We start from the raw sequence: 21,076 nt of genomic DNA, 5'->3' as shown, positions 1-21,076 counted from the left end.
AGTGAGTCCTCGTGGTTGGTAAAAATTACCAATAGTTGGCTAGGCTCATCATAGCATGTAGGTTTAATTTCGCGAGTATAATGTCTAGGTTATTGAATATTAAAAACTTAAATATTTGGCACGGTAATTGGAATAGCTAAAGCAACGATTCAGAGTTCATTGGCGAACTCATCCAATTAGGAGAAGTAGTATGGGTATTTTTTCTCGTTTTGCAGATATTGTAAATTCAAACGTGAGCGCTTTACTTGATAAAGCAGAAGATCCAGAGAAAATGATTCGTCTGATCATTCAAGAAATGGAAGATACACTGGTTGAAGTTCGTACTAACTCAGCGAAAGCGATTGCCGACAAAAAAGAGTTAGCTCGTAAAGTGAAGGCGATTGAAGAGCAAATTATTGAATGGCAGCAAAAAGCGACCCTCGCATTAACCAAACAGCGTGAAGATTTGGCGCGTGCAGCACTGATTGAAAAGCAGAAGCTTGAAAATGTAGTGAAAGGACTGCACGATGAGCAAACGTTGGTGGAAGAAACCATCGATAAGCTCACCAACGAAATTGCCAAATTAGAAGCCAAAATTACCGAGACACGTGCCAAACAGCAGGCACTCATCATTCGTTCGCAAGCGGCAAGTAATCGTCGTGATGTGCAAAAGCACTTGCATACCAGCCGCACGCACGAGGCAATGGCGAAGTTTGAACAATACTCTCGCAAGATTGATGAACTAGAAGCGGAAGCGGATCTGTATTCGAAAACAGGTAACGCGAAATCTTTAGATCAAGAGTTTGCTGAGCTACAAGCACAAGACGAAATTGATAAAGAGCTCGCTAAGCTTAAAGAGCAGATGAATAACGAAAAATAATGCAGATTAGGAGAAAAGTATGTCGTCATTTTTAATTGCGGGTCCATTAATTGTTTTTTTGATTTTTGTTGCACCGCTGTGGCTTTTTCTCCACTACCGCAGCAAGCGTAAATCAGAAAGTGGCTTATCACAGCAAGATTTCCAAAAGCTGCAATCGCTATCTCAACGTGCGGAAAAAATGCAGCTCCGAGTGGATAATCTAGAACGAATTCTGGACGCGGAATCGCCAAACTGGAGACAAACTTATGACTCATAGAGAGCTGTATAAAGATCCGGTCAACGGCAAGCTGACAGGGGTATGTGCAGGTTTAGCCAATTACTTCGGTGTTGAGGTGTGGTTGATACGAATTCTCGTCATTTCGGCAGCGCTGTTAGGGGGGAGCTTTTTAGTATTGTTGGCGTACGTGGCAATGAGCTTGATGCTAGAAAAGCAGCCTGACAACTTTGATGAAGCGATGAAAACCAAGAAAGAGCACTCACTAAAGAGCAAACCTTGGCAACAAGGGCAAAACGCCAAAGACTTGCTGACTACACTAGAGCGCGACTTTGACGCAATGGAGCACAAAGTGAGAAATATGGAAGCGTATGTTACGTCAGAGGCGTACAAAGTGAATCGGGAGTTCAGTAAGCTCTAGTCGCTTATCGAGTAATCAACAAAGGGGTGCACTGGTACCTCTTTTTGCTGTTTATTACAGAGCAAATGAGAAACGGTTATCGCTAGTGCGCGCAGGGGAGTTGTCCTGTTAACCAGTTCGATAGTGCTTGGAATTTTGCTCGCTGTTCCATTCCTTTTGGGCAGACTAAATCATAGCCTTTACCTGATTCCACACTGGCAAACGGAGCCACTAACGTTCCCTGCTCAATTAACGGTGCAATAAACTCTTTTCTTCCAAGAGCGACCCCCAAAGAAAGCTGGGCCGCATCGATGGCAATCCTATTGTCGCTGTAATAGTCACACTTAATCTGACAATTAATGTCGAGCTGCATCTCAGTGAGCCAGTGCTGCCAAGCAATGCTATCGCTGTTATGAATAAAGCGGACGTCTTTCAATCGAGTTCCTTCGAGATGAAGTTGGTATTTTTTTGCGTACTCTGGGCTGCAAACCGGTAGGCGCTGACCAGTAAAAAGTCGTTGACTGAAGTGGTTTGGATAGCGGCCTTCACTGTAGAAAATAGCCGCATCGTATGGTTCGAACTGAAAATCACTTTGATTCTGTTTGGTGTCCAGTTTGATGCTTAGGTTTGGATATTGATGGCGAAAGCTGGGTAGCCGTGGCATTAACCATGACGAGGCGAAATAGGGGGAGGTCGCGATGTAAAGCTCACCCGTTAACTCACCGGTTTGGATATCTGATAACTCGGAAAATATAGACTCAAACGAGGTATTCAAAATACTGAAAATACGCTCTCCTTCTGGAGTAAGTTCGAGTTGCCTCGTTTTCCTAATGAACAAGTTAAAGTTAAGCAGCGTTTCAAGCTTTTTAATACGTTGGCTTACGCCTCCTTGAGTAAGAAATAATTCTTGTGCGGCGTGAGTGAAACTAAGATGTCGAGCCGCCACATTAAACGTATGCAACAGTGATAACAACTGCTGTCGATTATGGTTTAGATTCATGGATTACTCCCGCTAATGCGTTGGTTGGATTTATTGGTTTGTTTAACGTTTTTCTCAATTATAAATTACATCACGTAATCTTAAATCGGAAGGGTAAACGTGATGAAGCAGACTAAAAAGCTAAAAGTAGTGGTAATTGGGGGTGGTTCGAGCTATACGCCAGAGTTGGTAGAAGGATTGTTGGCTCGACACCAAGATCTACCTATATCGGATCTTTGGTTAGTCGATATTGACGAAGGAATGGACAAAGCTAGGGTGATTGCTGATCTGACCAAAAGAATGATCGCCAAAGCCGAGTGCGACATTACCGTGCACCTGACGACAAATCGCCAGCAGGCTTTGGCTGAGGCGGATTTTGTTTGTTCTCAATTTCGAGCAGGGCGTATTGAAGCCCGGTTACGTGATGAGAGAATCGCGCATAAATATCGAGTCATTGGTCAAGAGACCAATGGTCTTGGTGGGTTCTCAAATGCGTGTCGAACCATCCCCATAGCGTTGGAAATTGCGAAGGAGATGGAAGCCCTGTGTCCAAATGCATGGCTGCTCAATTTTACTAATCCTTCAGGTATGGTGACCGAAGCGTTAACTAAATACTCGACAATAAAAACCGTCGGATTATGCAATGTTCCAGTGAATATGGAGCGAGGTGCAGCTGAAATGCTGGGCGTTGATCGTAAAGACATCACGATGCAAATCGCTGGACTGAATCACTTAGTGTGGGCTCGAAAAATTCTTCATGATGGCAAAGATAAATGTGAACAGGTCATCAATAAATTGCTTGCTGGTAACGACCGAATGACACCGAAGAATATCCCTCCGTTTAAATGGGATGAAGGTATCATTAAGAGTTTAGGTATGGTGCCTTGCGCATACCTTCGCTACTACTATCAATCGCGTGACATCCTTGATAAAGAGTATGCTGCTTCAGCGAGTAAGAGTAATCGAGCTGATCTAGTGGCAAAAGTAGAAGCTGAGCTTTTGGAAATCTACAAAGACCCTACGTTAGATACCAAGCCTAAACTGCTTGAAGAGCGAGGCGGGGCTTATTACTCTGAAGCTGCTTGTGAGCTGATGAGCAGCATTCACAACAACAAGCGCTCGATCATGCACGTGAATACTCGTAATAACGGTGCGATTCAAGGTTTGCCTGATGACTGTGCGGTTGAGGTGAGTTCTATTATCACCAGTAGTGAGATTATTCCGTTAAACGTTGCGCCATTTGAAACCGGAACGTTGCGGCTCATTCAACTGATGAAAGAGTTTGAGACATTAACGGTGGAAGCGGCAATGACAGGCGATATAAATCTAGCCAAGCGCGCGCTTATGCTCAACCCTATCGTAGATAGTGGCCAACACATAGACCAAGCTTTAAAGGAAACCGTTCGAGAAAATATAGACTTTATGCCTGCATTTGCGCACTTGTTATCGAAATAAACAAAGGTTGGTAGTGATGAAACTCATTTTAAATGCGGATGATTTTGGGCTGACTGAATCGGTGAATTTAGCAATAGCGGATTGTTTTCATGCTGGGATGGTTAAATCGACGACAGTGATGATGAATCAACCAGCGGTAGAGCATGCGGCAGATTTATATCGACAAGGGTTAATATCAGAGGTAGGGCTGCATTTTACCGTCACCGCAGGGAAACCTATCTCCGACCCAAACCTTATTCCGAGCTTAGTCGATAATGATGGTGAGTTTTTTGATAAAGCGACGCTATTTAACAAACAGAATGTGTCTAGCGTTGAGGTAGGTATTGAACTCAATGCTCAGTATCAAGCCGCATTGAATATGGGTTTTAACATTAACCATATTGATAGTCATCATTTCGGTGGGGTCTATCGAGCGCTCAAGCAGGGGTTTACCCAAGCAGTGAACAAGATAGGGCTGCCAGCACGACGCACAGATAACATTATTCAAGGGCAAGAATTACTGGCGGTCCCTACGCCCGATGTGTTTGATATGGGATTTTACGCCGAGGGCGCAACGATTGAACACTTAAAAGCAATGCTCCTTGCTTACCAAGATCAGAAACCGAGCGGTACCATAGAGCTGATGTGCCATCCTGCTCGACGAGTAACTGAGGAGCTTAAAGCGCTTTCTAGTTATACTGATTCAAGGGTCGAGGAGTGGCGAATTCTTACTAACCTCGAACTGTCACTGTGGCTGCAGGAGCAGGGTATTGAGTGCGTCGGCTTCAACACGTTTCATCGCTAAGTGGACGCAGTAAATTCCCAGAGTTCGAACGTTGGTTATGAGGAAGTTAAGGCGGTTGCTATGAATCCACTAAAGATAGGATATGGTCTAGATATTAATCACTGCCGTGTTTGACGAACATGCTTCGAACGTGGCGCTAATAAAGGAGAGCGCAAACTGATGTGTCAACGCTGCCCATGGCTTGATGAAACCAAACCAGATTATATGGAATACCATGACAAAGAATGGGGTGTCCCCGTTCTTGACGACCAAACTATGTTTGAGTATTTAGTTTTGGAGTCCGCCCAAGCAGGATTGAGTTGGTATACCATCTTAAAACGTCGCGAGGGGTATCGAAACGCATTTGCTCACTTTGATGTAGAGAAGGTTGCGCGTTTTAGCGAAGAAGATGAACGTCGTCTTCGAGAGGACAGTAGGATTATTCGCAATAAGTTAAAAATAAGCGCTACGATCACTAATGCTCAGCATTTCATCGAAATACAAAAAGAATTTGGTAGTTTTTGTCACTATATTTGGTCGTTTGTCGACAACAAGGTGTTAGTAACCAGCCCTGAGACATTAGAGGACTATCCTGCCACGTCTGAAGTCTCAGACCAGTTAAGTAAAGATCTCAAGAAGCGTGGTTTTAAGTTTGTTGGGTCAACGATCATCTACGCCTACCTTCAGGCAGCAGGGCTAATTAATGATCACAGCGTTTCTTGTTATCGTCGTCAAGAAGTCATCGATAGCTACCAACAGCTTGGCCTCGAATATCAGTTAGTTTAGTGTTCACTCGATGGTGTTGGACACTTCGCCAATACCTTCAATTGAAACACTGACGCTATCACCTGACTTTAGTGCCTTTGTTCGGCCTGGCGTACCGGCAAAAATCATATCACCCGGGCGTAGTGTGAGGTATTTGCTGATGTAGCTGACAATCATTGGAACATTATGAATCATATTTGCTAGGGTTTCTTGCTGCATGACTTCGCCATTCAGGCGCGTGATAATTTCTTGATTGTTTATCTTCACATCGGTGGTAATAAAGTTGGACACCGGACCAAACCCTGTTGCGCCTTTAGCGCGCCACCACTGAAGATCTTGGCCTTGCCAAGTGCGCTCGGTCAAATCGTTACCGGCTAAATACCCAAACACACAATCTAGAGCAGTTTGCTTATTGGTGTCGCGACAGGTTCTGCCAATTACAATGACCAGCTCTCCCTCAAAGTGAACATTATTGGCCTCATCAGGAAATGATAACGAGCCACTTAGCCTAATGGCGTCGATGGACTTGAAGAATATTTCTGGTTTTGCTGCGCCAGAATTGCCTGCATGACTGCGAAAGTTGAGGCCAACAGCATAAACGCTACCGTGAGTAATAGGGGCTAGCAACGTTGCTTCACTGGCTGCGATCACTTTCAAGGTAGCAGAACTGTCGAATGGTCTTGACGACAAAAGTTCATAATGGTGTGGTGTTTTTTGTGAGACCCGCATCCAATACTGTTTGTCTTGATACTCAACGAGTCCATATTGTGCCGCTATTGATTGAAAGGTTATAAAAACCAGTCACAGTAAAAGTCTCATTATTACCATCCTTGGGTAGAATCCTGAATACATCTATGAAAGTGTGTTTAACAGAGTATAGTGATGAGTTATTCGTTACGTGAACCTCGACGTCTGGTTCAATAGAACTTAGTAGGTAATGGAAAGATATGGAAAAATTTGATTCGATTTATGCCAGAGCAGCAGAGAGAAAAGGTGGTAGAAAGGAGCTTGAGTCGATAGTTGCTAAACCTCTTGGTCGAGATGAAGTAGCGGCTATTCCTGAAGATCGTTGGTTGTCGGCGTTTTCAATGAAAGTGTTCCAAAGTGGCATATCGTGGAAAGTAGTGCGAAATAAATGGCCAAACTTCGAGGAACATTTCTTCCAATTCAGAATCGACCCGTTACTGATGCTGTCTGAAGAGCAGTGGGAGAAAAAAGCCCAAGACCCAAAAATCATTCGTCATATGACCAAAGTTATGTCGATCCCAGCTAACGCGGCGATGATCCAAGCCGCGCGCTACGAACACGAATCTTTTGCTCAGATGGTTGCTGACTGGCCGAAAGAGACCATTGTAGAACTTTGGGCATATATCAAAAAACACGGAGCAAGACTGGGTGGAAATACAGGGCCTTATGCGTTACGACAGTTAGGTGTCGATACTTTTATCTTATCGAATGACGTAGAAGGCTATTTGCGTAATACTAACATCATTGACTCGGGAAGAGGGACAAAACGTGCGATGAATGCCGCAAACAAAGCCTTTATGGAATGGCACCAAGAGTCGGGTAGGTCGCTTTCGGAAATTAGCCAAATTATCGCTTATGGCTTCGGTGACAATTGCGTTTAATCAGGCAAATAGAGCTGTTTTTTTCTGGATTGCTAGGAAGGGCAATTCTATTGGTTTGACACATAAGTAAGCCCCTGCTTACGCAGGGGGAAACGATTTAAGGATAAGGCATCAGAACAGCACTTATGACTCCAGAATCACTCGAGTATCTTCGCTCAACGACTCCAATTCACTTGCGACATCTTTAATTTGCATCTCAGCAGGTATTTTTAGTGCCATTGTTGCCGTAAACAGGCTTGAACCAATACCGCCGCCGCCTGCGATAAACACACGATGGCAATCCATATCAAGAATACGAATATCTTGCCCATCTAAGAATTGAGTAATTTCGTTAACGATACCGGCTCGATCATTAGCATCTAATCGTAGCTGGAACACCTTTTCTTGATCATGGCGATGTTCGGCTGTGTCCGTAATTTGAACCAATAACCCTTGCTGCTCACTGAAGGCACGTTTGACGGCTTGGGCATTTTCTGTAGGAAGCTCGACTTTAATTACGGCAGCTACATGATCTTCGACAAAATTCACTTTACTTACTAGCCATTTACCCCCGTTTTCGTGGGTAACTGATGCAAGGTTTTTAATGGTGGTTGGGCTAGCTTGGCCAACAAAGTTGACAATGAAAGTACTACTGCTCATACGATTCCCTCCACAGGTATAAAACCAACAACTATCTGAATAGCTAAATCCAGTTTAGATCCAAAACGGCTCGACCGCATGATGAACGTCAAGTATTCACTCTAAAAAATGAAACAAGTTTAGTGAATTGCAATTAGGCGCACAAATTTCCTTGTTTTCATAGAATCAACAAAGAGTTAGTGGAAAATTTACGACCGAGAAATATACAAATTGCAGTTTTCTGACACTGACTGTCAAGAGAGACCAGTTTGTTTTGTTTGTTGTGTGTTAACTTTCTTAGGAGGGCTGACATTCCAAATGCGACTTACGATGATTTGAAACTCATTGACATGCGGCTAACCAAACACGATCAAAGCCAAAAAGACCGCGAGGTCTAGACACCATTATTAGATTAAGCAAATGATTTGCCACCAAATTGCTATTGCTATTTCAATAACTCATGTCATCCTTATGGAAAAACCTACAAGGAGAGATCATGCCTAAAATTGCAATGTTGAGTACTGGTGAAGAGGTATTGTATGGCGATATTGTTGATACCAATGCTGCTTGGCTCAGCCGCGTATTTTATGAGCATGGATTTTCCATGTCCAAGCGTTCTACGGTAGGTGATCAGCGAACAGCATTATTGCAAGAAATGGTCATGTTAAGTTTGAATCTTGATGTGGTAATCGTTAATGGGGGATTGGGTCCTACATCAGACGATCTTACCGCCGAGGTGGCCGCAGAAGCCGCAGATCTGCCTTTGGTTTTAAACCAAGCTTGGTTGCAAACACTTGAAACTTTCTACGCGCAACGTGGTAAACCCATGCCCGACAGCAACATCAAACAAGCCATGTTACCTGAAGGGGCGACAGTGGTCGACAACCCGATTGGCACTGCATGCGGCTTCAAAATGATGATAAATGATTGCTTGTTTTACTTCACCCCTGGTGTGCCAAGTGAATTTAAGAAAATGACGCTTGAGCAAATTCTGCCTGATTTAAGGCACGAATACCCCAATCAGCAAGGTAGAGTCTGTCGACGTTTATATACTTTTGGCCTGTCTGAATCTGGTATTGCAGATACGCTTTCAAGTATTAATCTACCACCGGAGTACGAGTTGGGTTATCGCTCTTATCTTCCATTTATTGAAGTCAAGCTATTTGGTCCATCTGACGATTTGGAGCTGGGCTCAAGAGTTCTCGCTATGGTTGAGAAGCTTTTGCATACCAATGTTGTTAGTGTCGATCAACCGATGTTGGATCGAATTGGTCATTTAGTCGAAACCCACCAACCTACGATTTCGATTTCGGAACATGCCACTAAGGGCTATTTAGCCTCTTGGCTTCAGGATAATGAGCAGATTGAGCCCTATTGCGGTGCGACGTGGGTTCTAGGCTACAAAACGGCATCGCCCCTAGATAGAAATAGTGAAAGGTTAGGCGCTACTTTAGCATTAGCTGGTGCCACGAAAAGTAATTGCAGTTCGGATATCGCATTGTCCACTGGTAAGCTTGAAGACGGCGAGTTTTCTGTAGCGCTTTCCACCCCCAAAGGGGAGTGGGGCCAGACGCTAAAATTACAACGAAGCTATAATGCGCAGAGTATAAAAACAGTCATTAGCACGGTAGCCGGGGATATGCTCAGACGTTACTTAGACAATAAACCGATGTTTCCTGATTATGGGTTTTTAACACGAACCAATGAGATATTTGTACCAACGGATCAGTTAACGTGATCGAGTTAGTGTAAATATTAAACCCCAATGCCTATATTCTATTTGATTATGTCTATATAAAAATTAGATCTAGGTCACAATAAGCTGATCTCTAACGGGAATTTCAAATTCTCGCTTTTAAGAGTGGTCCTTTCTTTATATTTGATTAAAATCGATATTCACCCTGAGAATAGTGGGGGTAGGAGGGGTAAATATGATCCAGCAATCAAGAATAAGAGTATTTTACCAAATCGCAAATGAGCAGATCGTGCTTGGCGAAGCACTTAGCAAAAAATGCGGTGATATAGCAGCTATGTGGTTGAAGGCTCCTATGGAAGAGATCCTGTCTGATGACGGTTTTAGAATCTCACTCTACGATGACGGTGGACGTCGCATTGCAGATAAACATGTTTCTATGGGTACCGCAGACTCTATATTGTCGACCGTCGAATAATGTCCAATTCAAGTTACTTTAGGCTGATCATTTTGATCAGCTTTTTTTTGCGTCAATTTCTGTGAATCTGTGATCCGTTTTGTGCTTTTGCTCTAATATGTCCACAGTTGCTGATTCTTGTCTCATACTTTTCAAATTAATAAAAACAAGACCTACTCAGGGTTATGAGAAGAGAACGTATTGAAATGAACTCGTCTTCTGTTCAACAAATTAAATCGCTTATAGGCTTAGATGGTAAGCCAAACTACGGCCACCTCATCTCTGTCCCAGAGGCGTTAGATATTGCTAATTTTCGCTACTTTTCCACTATGGACAAGGAATGCAGTTCACTCGCTAAGTATTTTCATTATAAGCAGTTTCAGTTTGTTAGTATCTTTACTCCTCAATACGTTTTAGGAATAGCAATTGCCGATATTCGCTATCTTGGAACCAGTTTTTGCTACCTCTATGATATTAATAGCAACCAACTCATCGAAGAGAGTTGGTTGCGCCCACTTGGCCTAGGGTATTCACTGACCGCATCGCCTTGGAAAGGCAAAGCGCAGTTTAATAAAGGCCAGGTTCGCTTTGATATTAAAGATGGGCAGTGGCGAGTACGAGCCAAGTGTAAAACGTTTGAATTGGATGTTTTACTGGATAGTACAGACGCAGAGAGTCCCCCGTTAATGGTTTCATCACCGACCGGTTACAGCGGATGGACTTATACGCAAAAACATAATGCGTTGAAAGTAAGGGGAGAGTTTTTAGTAGGTGGTGAAGCGCAGCTGATGGAGAACTGTCTGGGTGGGTATGACTTTTCAGCAGGATTTATGAGGCGTGAAACTAGTTGGCGTTGGGCAAGCATTAGTGGGGAATCTCAAGGGGTGACTATTGGCCTTAATCTCGCGGCCGGAGTTAACGAGACTGGCGTGACAGAAAATGTGCTTTGGATTGGGGGCAAGCGCTGCCTATTAGCGGGTGTGATGTTTGATTTTGACAGGCAAACGCCGGACTCAAGCTGGCGTATTTATGACGATCAAGGCCGGGTGGATCTGACCTTTCAGCCGATAAATGCTCGTACGGAGAAACTCAACCTCTGGGTACTTAAGAGTAACTTCCGTCAGTTCATCGGCTATTTTTCTGGTGTTGTAAAGGATGAAGACGGTCATGAGTATGCGCTTCAACAAGTCATGGGGTTAACTGAAGATCACTTTGCAAAGTGGTAAATACGAACTAAGAATTAAGAGAATATGATGGATAAACTCGTTCAAAATCCAGAGTGGTTGTTAATCGTCTTAGCCCCTTTGTTTGTCATTATGATGGTGCTCGAATACTGGCTTGGACAACGAAGAAACCGGCTACCAAATTCAGCTCAATATACCCTAAAGGAGTTGGCTTGTAATTTCTCGTTGGCTGGACTGCATCAAGCTACAGACCTTATCACTGGTCTGTTTATCACGAAATTATACCTGTTGCTGTTTGGCTGGAAACTGTTTGATATCCAGATGTCGCTAGGTATGTTTTTGGTACTCATGATCTTACAAGATTTCTTCTACTATTGGTTTCATCGTGCAAGTCATCGAATTCGTTGGATGTGGGCCGCACATGTTGTTCATCACAGCTCGGAGAATATGAACTTCAGCACTGCATTTAGGCAGAGTTTAATGTACCCACTAGCGGGAATGTGGCTATTTTGGATACCTCTGGTCATTATAGGTTTTGATCCTAAATGGGTGGTGTTTGTCGTCCTATTGAATTTGGGTCTGCAATTCTTTGTGCATACGCAGTGGATACGTAGCTTAGGTCCACTAGAGTGGATCCTTAACACACCATCACATCATCGAGTTCATCACGGCGTTAATGCGCAATACATCGACAAAAACTACGCAGGGATTCTGATTATTTGGGATCGAATGTTTGGAACGTTTGAGCCTGAAGTTGAGGAAGTGCGTTATGGGATCAGTAAGCCAGTGAATAGCTTTAGCCCTATTACGATGACGTTTGCAGAGTGGAAAGACATGTTCCGTGACCTGTCTCGTGATGATCTCACCTTAATGGCAAAAATCAAAATGATCTTCTCACCTCCATCAGACACGTAATCAATCTGTGGGTGGTGCGGATACGATGTTGATCAGCATTGCTCGAGTTATCAAGGTCACTAAACGGTCTTATCATCAAGGTGCTGAAGGCGGTAAGCACTCTGATGAAGAGTTATTGTGAGGGACAATGATTATTAGCCCTAAAAATGAACGAGATAGCGCTTTAACTTTTGGCCTTAAGCTTGTAGCGAGAACTTTCCTATTAGTTCGTCTTGAACGTTTGTGATAGTGCCGGTGTGTGTGGACTCACAGTAAGTGAAAGCCAAATTAAGGTCTTTGGGCTTGGCTCTGGTAAGAAAGTGCCTGAGTAGAATATCACTGTTTAATTGGTGAGGCTCAGAGACCCAAGTTAAATTATCTTTGATTGATTTAAACGTTACTTTCATATTTCTCCTATTTTACTTTTTGTGTATTTTTGGTGGATTCTCGGTTTTGGTAAAACCAAAAACGTTTTCTGCCGATAGATCGAGACATAATTTACCTATATATAATGATGTTAATTGTAAATGTAATATCATCAAAGATTGATGAGTAATGAGAGTGTGGTTTAATAAAGAAAGGTATAGCGAGAATGTTGAGAGGAGAGGTAATTGCTAGTTTTTTCTAAAATACATAGTGAAAAGATAAGATGAAAGCGGTGAATGAGGCCGCTTTCATCGAGAAAATCTTATAGTGCTACAACGTTTGCAGCTTGAAGACCTTTTTGGCCTTGCTCTACTTCAAAAGACACTTTTTGGCCTTCTGCTAGAGTTTTGAACCCTTCAGAAGCGATAGCACGGAAGTGAACGAATACGTCAGCCCCGCCGTTTTCTTGAGCTAGGAAACCGAAACCTTTCTCTTCGTTAAACCATTTTACTGTGCCGTTTACTTTGTTAGACATGCTGTGTCCCTTATATAAATTAAAAATTGCCGCGAAGTTGCGATGCGCTGATGAGTTGGAATTATTTAATGTATCGATGAAGCTTAGGGAAACACTGAGGATGACAACAATAACGAAGAGATTCTGAGAGTTTTACTTTTACAACTGGATATTTCATTTAATAACTCTGAACAACAGAGCGGCGCCAGTATGGGGCTTATAAAACACCTTGTAAAGGGTTATTTTTACTCGTGTACGATTTTTAATGACAATAACACAGTTATTCGTAGTGTAAGCTCAGGGCTAGAGCAATAAAAAACGGCTCTTAAGAGCCGTTTTTGAAGACGTTGAAGCTACGCTCGCTTCTTGACTTGATGTGCAATATTGCCGAGCTCAATATCAGTTTTTGCTCGACAAATGCAAGGTAGAATTTCATTACCTTGTGTGTATGCCATTGCAAACCCTATATATTCCACTTCTCCCGAAACTAATGTGCAGCGACAGGCGCCGCAGTGCCCATCTCGACAGTTGTATTCAGGTTCTAACCCCGCTTGCTCCATCGTTTCTAAGACGGTATTTGAGGGGTTAGACTCAATAGTGGTGATAGCGTTTATCTTAATGGTTGGCATTAAAGTTCGAAGCCCTCGAAGTCGTCTGCACTTACTTCATTGTCGATTTGACCAACAAGATAAGAACTGATCTCAGCTTCTTGTGGTGCAACCTGAACGTTATCTGATGATAACCAAGCGTTAATCCAAGGAATTGGGTTAGATGTCGCTTCCGGATACGCAGCGTCTAAACCCACCGCCTGCATACGTACGTTAGAGATATACTCAACGTATTGGCATAGAATGTCTTTGTTCAAGCCAATCATAGAACCATCTTTGAATAGGTATTCTGCCCATTCTTTTTCTTGCTCAGCCGCTTCTTTGAAGAGTTCGAAACAGTCTTGCTTACACTCTTCTGCAATTTGCATGAATGAGAAGTCGTCTTGACCGTTACGAAGTAAATTGATCATGTGCTGTGTGCCTGTTAGATGCAACGCTTCATCACGCGCAATGAGCTTGATGATTTTTGCATTGCCTTCCATCAGTTCACGTTCTGCAAAAGCGAATGAACAAGCGAAGCTGACATAGAAACGAATCGCTTCTAGTGCGTTAACTGACATTAGACATAGGTATAGCTTTTTCTTAAGGTCATAAAGGCTAACCTTAACCTCTTCGCCGTTTAGGGTGTGTGTACCTTCACCATAACGGTGATAGTCGTTTGTCGCTTGAATCAGGTCATCGTAGTAGTGTGCAATGTCTTTTGCTCGCTTGAGAATGTGCTCATTTTCCACGATGTCATCGAATACTAAACTAGGGTCATTCACAATATTACGAATGATATGAGTGTACGAACGAGAGTGAATTGTTTCTGAGAAAGACCAAGTCTCAATCCATGTTTCTAGCTCTGGCAAAGAAACCAGTGGAAGCAGCGCTACGTTAGGACTGCGGCCTTGGATAGAATCAAGGAGAGTTTGATATTTCAGGTTACTGATAAAAATGTGCTTTTCATGCTCTGGTAGCTTGTTGTAGTCAATGCGGTCACTGGATACATCAACTTCTTCTGGACGCCAGAAGAAAGAAAGTTGCTTTTCGATCAGTTTTTCAAAAATCTCAAATTTTTGTTGGTCATAACGCGCCACGTTCACCGGTTGACCTAGGAACATTGGTTCTTTTAATGCGTTATTCTTTGTTTGGGTAAAAGTACTGTAAGCCATTGTGCTGCAATCCTTTTTTAGCCCTTCCCTAAGGGAAGGGCGAGAAAATCTTAACTTGTTTACTGCGAGATATTAAATCTTGCAGCCACCGCCTGCGCAATCGTCATCTTGCTCAACTACTACTGCAGATTTGTCGCTTTGGTCGTCTTTCGCACCGTCGCGAGTGTTATGGTAGTAAAGAGTCTTCACACCATACTTATACGCAGTTAATAGATCTTGCAGCAATTTCTTCATTGGCACTTTGCCGCTTTCATAAAGGCTTGGGTCATAGTTCGTATTTGCTGAGATCGCTTGGTCTACGAATTTCTGCATGATACCGACTAGGTGTAAGTAACCGTCGTTGTTGCCGATGTTCCACAGCAGTTCGTAGTTCTCTTTTAGATTAGCGAAATCTGGAACAACCTGCTTCAGAATGCCGTCTTTCGATGCTTTCACCGAAACGTAACCACGAGGTGGCTCGATACCGTTGGTCGCATTAGAAATCTGAGAAGAGGTCTCAGATGGCATTAGCGCTGTCAGAGTTGAGTTACGTAGACCAAACTCCATGATTTCAGCACGTAGGGCATCCCAATCATAGTGCAGTGGTTCGTCACACACTAGGTCGACATCATTTTTGTAAGTGTCGATCGGAAGCAGACCTTTCGCGTAGTTTGTTTCATGGAACGATGGGCAACAGCCTTGCTCTTTTGCCAGTTCCACAGACGCTTTTAGTAGGTGGTACTGAATCGCTTCGAATGTGCGGTGAGTCAGGTTGTTTGCAGAACCGTCAGAGTACTTAACGCCGTTTTTCGCTAGGTAGTAGGCATAGTTAATCACACCAACACCAAGTGTACGACGATTCATCGTAGATTTGTAAGCGGCTGGCAATGGGTAATCTTGATAGTCAAGTAGCGCGTCAAGAGCACGAACCACAAGATCCGACAAATCTTTGAGATCATCGAGTTCGTTGATAGCACCCAAGTTAAATGCCGAAAGTGTACATAGAGCGATTTCACCAGAGTCGTCTTCTACGTTTGACAATGGCTTAGTTGGCAACGCGATTTCTAAACACAGGTTAGACTGGCGAACCGGTGCTACTTTCGAATCGAATGGGCTGTGCGTATTACAGTGGTCTACGTTTTGGATGTAGATACGACCAGTAGAGGCACGCTCTTGCATCAGTAGAGAGAATAACTCTAACGCTTTTACCGTCTGTTTCTTGATTGATGGGTCGTTTTCGTATTTAACGTATAGACGCTCGAACTCATCTTGGTCTTCAAAGAACGCGTCGTATAGACCCGGAACATCTGAAGGCGAGAACAGAGTAATGTTGCCGCCTTTCACTAGACGAGCGTACATGAGTTTGTTTAGCTGAACACCGTAGTCCATGTGACGTACGCGGTTTTCTTCTACACCACGGTTGTTTTTAAGAACAAGAAGTGATCGCACTTCTCCATGCCACATTGGATAGAACACAGTAGCTGCGCCGCCACGAACACCGCCTTGTGAGCAGCATTTTACAGCTGTTTGGAAGTATTTGTAGAATGGAATACAGCCCGTGTGGAATGCTTCGCCACCACGGATTTCGGAACCGAGTGCGCGAATACGACCAGCATTGATACCGATACCAGCACGTTGTGAAACGTAACGAACAATAGAGCTTGCTGTGGCGTTAATCGAATCTAGACTATCGCCGCATTCAATTAGTACGCACGAGCTAAATTGGCGCGTAGGGGTGCGCACACCAGACATAATTGGTGTCGGCAGAGAGATCTTGAATGTCGATGTCGCATCATAAAAGCGCTTGATATAGTCAAGGCGAGTCTCTTTTGGATACTTAGCGAACAGACACGCTGCTACAAGGATGTAGAGAAACTGTGCACTCTCGTAAATTTCGCCAGAAACACGGTTTTGAACGAAGTACTTACCTTCTAGCTGCTTAACGGCTGCATAAGAGAAGTCGTGATCTCGAGTGTGGTCGATATAATTATCTAGCTCATTCAGTTCAGACTTGCTGTAATCTTCTAACAAGTGCCCGTCATATTTGCCCATTTCGACCAATTTAGAGACGTGATCAACCAGCGCTGGTGGCTCATATTGACCATAAGCTTTTTTACGCAAGTGGAAGATCGCTAAGCGCGCCGCCAAATATTGATAATCTGGCGCATCTTCTGAAATCAAATCTGCTGCAGACTTGATGATAGTTTCGTGGATATCAGACGTCGTAATACCATCATAAAACTGGATGTGAGCCTTGAGTTCTACCTGAGATACAGAAACGTTGTTTAGCCCTTCTGCAGCCCACGCGATAACGCGATGGATTTTTTCAAGATCGATACTTTCTTTGCGGCCATTACGCTTAGTAACGGTAAGTTGTTGGTTCATTCTGAGGTGTTCCCTAACAAAACAATATGAAGCTTCACTTTTATGAGATTTTGTTGAGTCTTAGCGATAGCTTCGTGATCAATGTCACCCTATACGTTTTGGCTTCCAACACAAGATATAGGGGTCATCTTAACTTCGAGTTACAAGATAGTGCTATAACGTAAGATTTTCAAGTTTCAGCAATTGAATGTCTTGTGGATAACTAGGGGAAAGAATTTTTTCTGTTAGTAGACACTTACCACTGAAGATAGGTGTCACTTAGTTGCAAAATATATGCATTAATAGATTGGTTTTGTTTTAAACAATGAAGAAAAAAAATACCTTGATCTTTGGCGATTTTTAATTGTTATTCAGTAGGTCAATAATTCTACTATTTAAGCGCGTATTCTCGTCAAAGATGTGTCGGTTTTGTGAATAAGCTAAAGTGCGTTCTAGAGGATTTGCGCCGATGACAACCAGTCATAGGCGCGCATATTTTAGAGGCGTTAAAGAGACTTCTCGGTATAGACGATATAATTGACGTCAACGCGGTTACCGAGTTTGTATGTGTCGGTCAGTGGATTATAGAGCAAGCCCGTGATGCCTCTTTCTATCAGCTCGGTTTTATCGATCATACGAATCAGTTCGGATGGTTTTATGAACTTATCATGACTATGGGTGCCATCAGGGACAATTTTTAACAGTTTTTCTGCACCAACAATCGCAAATAGGTAAGATTGCAAATTACGGTTTAGTGTAGAGAAAAAGACTTGACCGCCAGGTTTGACCAACTTTGCACATGAAGCAATAACAGACGCCGGGTCTGGGACATGTTCAAGCATTTCCATACAGGTTACGACGTCGTATCGCTCTGGGTTTTCTGCTGCGTGTTGCTCGACAGTGCTTTGCACGTAAGTAAGCTGAGTACCGGTTTCTAGAGCATGCAACCTGGCGACTTCGAGAGGTTCTTTACCCATATCTAGCCCAGTGACGTTAGCACCTTGTTGGGCCATACTCTCTGCAAGGATGCCACCGCCGCAACCGACATCAAGTACGGTTTTACCAAATAAACCATTGGCTTTTTCTAAAACGTAATCGAGTCTTAGAGGGTTGATTTGGTGTAGTGGCTTGAATTCACCTTCAAGATCCCACCAACGACTCGCCATCTCTTCAAATTTCTTAATTTCGTTTAGGTCGACGTTCTGTTGCTTATCCATATTTGCCAAGATTTTGTTCCAAGGTTGCTACGCAGTATACCGCAAATTGTGGTTGGAAATATCTTCTACCCCCAAGAAACTTAAGAATTCTTCGGGCAACGGTCGATTTATCTTTAGAGTTGACGGTTTTTTCGACGATTTTCAGAGTCATAGATTCGAAATGTGCAAATTGTGGACGTTTGAATCGCAACCAAGGTCACAACATGATAAAAGCGAAGGGAAAGTGATGCCGAACACGGTATTAATGTGTTATATTTTGTCACCTTATACGTATCGAGTATACGATCAAAATATAGAGGGATATTGGCTCTATGAGCGATCTAGCTAAAGAGATCACGCCCGTAAACATTGAAGATGAGCTGAGAGGCTCTTATCTCGACTACGCGATGTCAGTCATCGTGGGTCGTGCTCTTCCTGATGTGCGTGATGGTCTAAAACCTGTTCACCGCCGCGTTTTGTTCGCGATGAATGTTCTAGGTAATGATTGGAATAAACCATATAAAAAGTCTGCCCGTGTGGTTGGCGATGTAATCGGTAAATATCACCCACACGGTGATAGTGCGGTATACGACACTATCGTTCGTATGGCACAGCCTTTCTCACTTCGCTACATGTTGGTCGATGGTCAAGGTAACTTCGGCTCAATTGACGGCGATTCTGCGGCGGCAATGCGTTATACCGAAGTCCGCATGGCGAAAATCGCTCATGAGTTGCTAGCGGATCTAGACAAAGAGACGGTTGATTACGTTCCTAACTACGATGGAACAGAGCAGATTCCAGCCGTATTACCGACAAAGATTCCAAACCTTTTGGTTAATGGTTCTTCAGGTATCGCAGTAGGTATGGCGACAAACATCCCACCACATAACTTAAACGAAGTTATCGACGGTTGTTTGGCGTACATCAAGAACGAAGACATTACTATTGATGAGCTCATGGATTATATCCCGGGCCCAGACTTCCCAACAGCGGCACTGATCAGTGGTCGTAAAGGCATTATTGATGCTTATAAAACGGGTCGCGGCAAAGTCTACATGCGTTCTAAAGCTGAGATTGAAGAAGACAAGAATGGCAAAGAGACCATTATTGTCACTGAAATCCCTTATCAAGTTAACAAAGCACGCTTGATCGAAAAGATCGCAGAGCTGGTGAAAGATAAGAAAGTAGAAGGCATCAGTGCATTGCGTGACGAGTCTGACAAAGATGGTATGCGCATTGTTATCGAATGTAAGCGTGACGCTGTAGGTGAAGTGGTTCTGAATAACCTATATTCACAAACTCAGCTACAAACTACATTCGGTATTAACATGGTGGCTCTGAACAACGGTCAGCCACAGCTGTTCAACCTTAAGGACATGCTGAAGTGCTTCGTTGATCACCGCCGTGAAGTCGTCACTCGTCGTACTATTTTCGAACTTCGCAAAGCGAGAGACCGTGCTCATATTCTTGAAGCACTTTCATTAGCACTAGCGAATATCGATGAAGTTATCGAGCTTATTAAGAATGCACCAACACCAGCAGAAGCGAAAGAAGGTCTAGTATCTCGCGGTTGGGAGTTGGGCAGCGTAGCTTCTATGCTAGAGCGCGCGGGTACTGACGCGGCGCGTCCAGATTGGCTAGAAGACCAATATGGTATCCGTGATGGTCTGTACTATCTAACTGAACAACAAGCTCAAGCGATTCTTGAACTTCGCCTACACCGTTTAACCGGTCTAGAGCATGAGAAAATTCTAGATGAGTACAAAGCACTTCTAGAAGAGATTGCAGAGTTAATGCACATCCTTGCAAGTACAGAGCGCTTGATGGAAGTGATCACCGAAGAGCTTGAACTGGTTCAAGCAACATACGGTGATGAGCGTCGTAGTGAAATTACAGCGGCGGTTCATGACATTGATATGGAAGAGCTAATCGCTCGTGAAGACGTTGTGGTTACTCTGTCTCACGAAGGTTATGTTAAGTATCAAATCCTAAGCGACTATGAAGCACAGCGTCGTGGTGGTAAAGGTAAGAGTGCCACTAAGATGAAAGATGAGGATTACATCGAGCGTCTGCTTGTTGCGAATACTCACGATAATATCTTGTGCTTCTCTACACGCGGTAAGACCTACCGTCTGAAAGTATATCAATTGCCACTAGCAAGTCGTACCGCCCGCGGTAAGCCAATCATAAACATTCTTCCATTAGAAGAAGGTGAGCGTATAACAGCGATTCTACCTGTCAGTGAATTCAGCTCAGAGAAATTCATCTTTATGGCAACCGGCGACGGTACTGTTAAGAAGACATCTCTTGACCAATTCTCTAACGTTCGTGCTAACGGTCTGATTGCTGTGAACCTACGTGATGATGACTCATTGATCGGTGTTGATATCACAGACGGTCAAAGCGACATCATGCTGTTCTCGAAGCAGGGTAAAGTGGTTCGATTCAGTGAAGACAAAGTGCGTGCCATGGGTCGTACAGCGGCAGGTGTCCGTGGTATGAAACTGGCTGACGAAGACCAAGTGGTGTCGTTGATTGTTCCTTCTAATGAAGGTGACATCCTAACCGTGACACAAAATGGTTACGGTAAGCGTACGGAACTTGAAGAGTACCCAACGAAAGGTCGTGCAACACAAGGTGTTGTATCAATCAAAGTTTCTGAACGAAACGGCCCAGTCGTTGGTGCAATCCAAGTTGAAGAAGGCGACGAAATGATGATGATCACCGATGCAGGTACGCTAGTTCGTACTCGTGTTGCGGAGGTGAGTCAAGTTGGTCGTAATACTCAAGGCGTTACGCTTATCCGTACAGCTTCTGATGAATCCGTTGTAGGTTTACAGCGCATTGATGAAGTGGAAGAGCTAGAGCGACCAGAAGGCGAGGAAGCGGAAGCAAATGCAGAAGCTCAAACGTCAGAATCTGGAAATTTAGCGGCTGACGACTCAGCGGCTGACGACTCTGATACTGAAGAGTAATCATTGTTTGT

Annotated in this window: 21 protein-coding genes; 12 read left to right on the top strand and 9 right to left on the bottom strand. The window is 43.6% G+C overall.

All coding sequences use genetic code 11. The annotated features are described in order from the left end of the window. Positions 1 to 190: 190 nt before the first annotated feature. Genes pspA through pspC form a run of 3 tightly spaced genes read left to right on the top strand, consistent with a single transcriptional unit; the run spans position 191 to position 1,494 of the window. Complete coding sequence (gene pspA / locus VTH8203_RS06565; RefSeq protein WP_096992938.1) at positions 191 to 859, top strand: phage shock protein PspA; 669 nt, start codon at positions 191 to 193, stop codon at positions 857 to 859. A gap of 19 nt (positions 860 to 878) precedes the next feature. Then, a complete protein-coding gene (gene pspB, locus VTH8203_RS06560; protein ID WP_063605518.1) occupies positions 879 to 1,115 on the top strand; it encodes an envelope stress response membrane protein PspB in 237 nt (78 codons plus the stop codon). Beyond that, the gene (gene pspC, locus VTH8203_RS06555; protein ID WP_096992937.1) at positions 1,105 to 1,494 is read left to right on the top strand and encodes an envelope stress response membrane protein PspC; all 390 of its coding nucleotides are present in this window, start codon (positions 1,105 to 1,107) and stop codon (positions 1,492 to 1,494) included. The genes pspB and pspC overlap by 11 nt, the downstream gene beginning before the upstream one ends. Positions 1,495 to 1,576: 82 nt before the next feature. Here the strand turns inward: pspC and VTH8203_RS06550 are convergent, their stop codons facing one another. Further along, positions 1,577 to 2,473 (bottom strand): LysR substrate-binding domain-containing protein, encoded by an 897-nt coding sequence (locus tag VTH8203_RS06550; RefSeq protein ID WP_096992936.1) that lies wholly within the window; start codon positions 2,471 to 2,473, stop codon positions 1,577 to 1,579. A 102-nt stretch (positions 2,474 to 2,575) separates the two neighbouring features. Here VTH8203_RS06550 and VTH8203_RS06545 point away from each other — a divergent pair, with 102 nt between their 5' ends. The 3 genes from VTH8203_RS06545 to VTH8203_RS06535 all read left to right on the top strand — a co-directional run bounded on the left by VTH8203_RS06545 (position 2,576) and on the right by VTH8203_RS06535 (position 5,456). Next, positions 2,576 to 3,907, top strand: a complete 1,332-nt coding sequence (locus tag VTH8203_RS06545) for a 6-phospho-beta-glucosidase (RefSeq protein WP_096992935.1) — start codon at positions 2,576 to 2,578, stop codon at positions 3,905 to 3,907. 16 nt (positions 3,908 to 3,923) lie between these two features. Then, the gene (locus VTH8203_RS06540) at positions 3,924 to 4,691 is read left to right on the top strand and encodes a carbohydrate deacetylase (RefSeq protein WP_096992934.1); all 768 of its coding nucleotides are present in this window, start codon (positions 3,924 to 3,926) and stop codon (positions 4,689 to 4,691) included. Positions 4,692 to 4,850: 159 nt separating this feature from the next. Then, positions 4,851 to 5,456: a DNA-3-methyladenine glycosylase I gene (locus VTH8203_RS06535; protein ID WP_096992933.1), complete on the top strand. Its 606-nt coding sequence runs from the start codon at positions 4,851 to 4,853 to the stop codon at positions 5,454 to 5,456. 3 nt (positions 5,457 to 5,459) lie between these two features. Here the strand turns inward: VTH8203_RS06535 and VTH8203_RS06530 are convergent, their stop codons facing one another. Further along, positions 5,460 to 6,164 (bottom strand): fumarylacetoacetate hydrolase family protein, encoded by a 705-nt coding sequence (locus tag VTH8203_RS06530; protein WP_096992932.1) that lies wholly within the window; start codon positions 6,162 to 6,164, stop codon positions 5,460 to 5,462. 218 nt (positions 6,165 to 6,382) lie between these two features. Here VTH8203_RS06530 and VTH8203_RS06525 point away from each other — a divergent pair, with 218 nt between their 5' ends. Continuing rightward, complete coding sequence (locus tag VTH8203_RS06525; protein WP_096992931.1) at positions 6,383 to 7,063, top strand: DNA-3-methyladenine glycosylase I; 681 nt, start codon at positions 6,383 to 6,385, stop codon at positions 7,061 to 7,063. Positions 7,064 to 7,186: 123 nt separating this feature from the next. Here the strand turns inward: VTH8203_RS06525 and VTH8203_RS06520 are convergent, their stop codons facing one another. Beyond that, the gene (locus VTH8203_RS06520) at positions 7,187 to 7,702 is read right to left on the bottom strand and encodes a glycine cleavage system transcriptional repressor (protein ID WP_096992930.1); all 516 of its coding nucleotides are present in this window, start codon (positions 7,700 to 7,702) and stop codon (positions 7,187 to 7,189) included. A gap of 475 nt (positions 7,703 to 8,177) precedes the next feature. Between VTH8203_RS06520 and VTH8203_RS06515 the strand changes: the two genes are divergently transcribed. The 4 genes from VTH8203_RS06515 to VTH8203_RS06500 all read left to right on the top strand — a co-directional run bounded on the left by VTH8203_RS06515 (position 8,178) and on the right by VTH8203_RS06500 (position 11,930). After that, a complete protein-coding gene (locus VTH8203_RS06515; protein WP_096992929.1) occupies positions 8,178 to 9,419 on the top strand; it encodes a CinA family nicotinamide mononucleotide deamidase-related protein in 1,242 nt (413 codons plus the stop codon). 193 nt (positions 9,420 to 9,612) lie between these two features. Next, positions 9,613 to 9,852, top strand: coding sequence for a 30S ribosomal protein S6 modification protein (locus tag VTH8203_RS06510; protein ID WP_096992928.1), 240 nt, complete (start codon positions 9,613 to 9,615; stop codon positions 9,850 to 9,852). A 185-nt stretch (positions 9,853 to 10,037) separates the two neighbouring features. After that, complete coding sequence (locus tag VTH8203_RS06505; protein ID WP_096992927.1) at positions 10,038 to 11,057, top strand: DUF2804 domain-containing protein; 1,020 nt, start codon at positions 10,038 to 10,040, stop codon at positions 11,055 to 11,057. 24 nt (positions 11,058 to 11,081) lie between these two features. Beyond that, entirely contained in the window at positions 11,082 to 11,930 is an 849-nt protein-coding gene (locus VTH8203_RS06500; protein ID WP_096992926.1) for a sterol desaturase family protein, read from the top strand. Positions 11,931 to 12,106: 176 nt separating this feature from the next. Here VTH8203_RS06500 and VTH8203_RS24845 read toward each other — a convergent pair whose 3' ends face one another. The 6 genes from VTH8203_RS24845 to ubiG all read right to left on the bottom strand — a co-directional run bounded on the left by VTH8203_RS24845 (position 12,107) and on the right by ubiG (position 18,111). Continuing rightward, positions 12,107 to 12,316, bottom strand: a complete 210-nt coding sequence (locus VTH8203_RS24845) for a hypothetical protein (RefSeq protein ID WP_096992925.1) — start codon at positions 12,314 to 12,316, stop codon at positions 12,107 to 12,109. Positions 12,317 to 12,597: 281 nt separating this feature from the next. Beyond that, positions 12,598 to 12,810 carry a transcription antiterminator/RNA stability regulator CspE gene (cspE, locus tag VTH8203_RS06490; protein WP_006073927.1) on the bottom strand — a complete coding sequence of 71 codons (213 nt, stop codon included), beginning with the start codon at positions 12,808 to 12,810 and terminating at the stop codon, positions 12,598 to 12,600. Between the two features lie 332 nt (positions 12,811 to 13,142). Next, positions 13,143 to 13,418, bottom strand: coding sequence for a class I ribonucleotide reductase maintenance protein YfaE (yfaE, locus tag VTH8203_RS06485; protein ID WP_096992924.1), 276 nt, complete (start codon positions 13,416 to 13,418; stop codon positions 13,143 to 13,145). Beyond that, positions 13,418 to 14,551: a class Ia ribonucleoside-diphosphate reductase subunit beta gene (nrdB, locus tag VTH8203_RS06480; RefSeq protein ID WP_096992923.1), complete on the bottom strand. Its 1,134-nt coding sequence runs from the start codon at positions 14,549 to 14,551 to the stop codon at positions 13,418 to 13,420. The genes yfaE and nrdB overlap by 1 nt, the downstream gene beginning before the upstream one ends. 72 nt (positions 14,552 to 14,623) lie before the next feature. Continuing rightward, entirely contained in the window at positions 14,624 to 16,915 is a 2,292-nt protein-coding gene (gene nrdA / locus VTH8203_RS06475; RefSeq protein WP_096992922.1) for a class 1a ribonucleoside-diphosphate reductase subunit alpha, read from the bottom strand. 485 nt (positions 16,916 to 17,400) lie between these two features. After that, complete coding sequence (gene ubiG, locus VTH8203_RS06470; RefSeq protein ID WP_096992921.1) at positions 17,401 to 18,111, bottom strand: bifunctional 2-polyprenyl-6-hydroxyphenol methylase/3-demethylubiquinol 3-O-methyltransferase UbiG; 711 nt, start codon at positions 18,109 to 18,111, stop codon at positions 17,401 to 17,403. Positions 18,112 to 18,422: 311 nt separating this feature from the next. Between ubiG and gyrA the strand changes: the two genes are divergently transcribed. Further along, the gene (gene gyrA, locus VTH8203_RS06465) at positions 18,423 to 21,065 is read left to right on the top strand and encodes a DNA topoisomerase (ATP-hydrolyzing) subunit A (protein WP_096992920.1); all 2,643 of its coding nucleotides are present in this window, start codon (positions 18,423 to 18,425) and stop codon (positions 21,063 to 21,065) included. The last annotated feature ends 11 nt before the right edge of the window (positions 21,066 to 21,076 follow it).

Source organism: Vibrio thalassae, assembly GCF_900089835.1.
GTDB classification, from domain to species: domain Bacteria; phylum Pseudomonadota; class Gammaproteobacteria; order Enterobacterales; family Vibrionaceae; genus Vibrio; species Vibrio thalassae.
The sequence above is the reverse complement of the archived record's forward strand: the minus strand, read 5'-3'. Positions and strand labels throughout refer to the sequence as shown.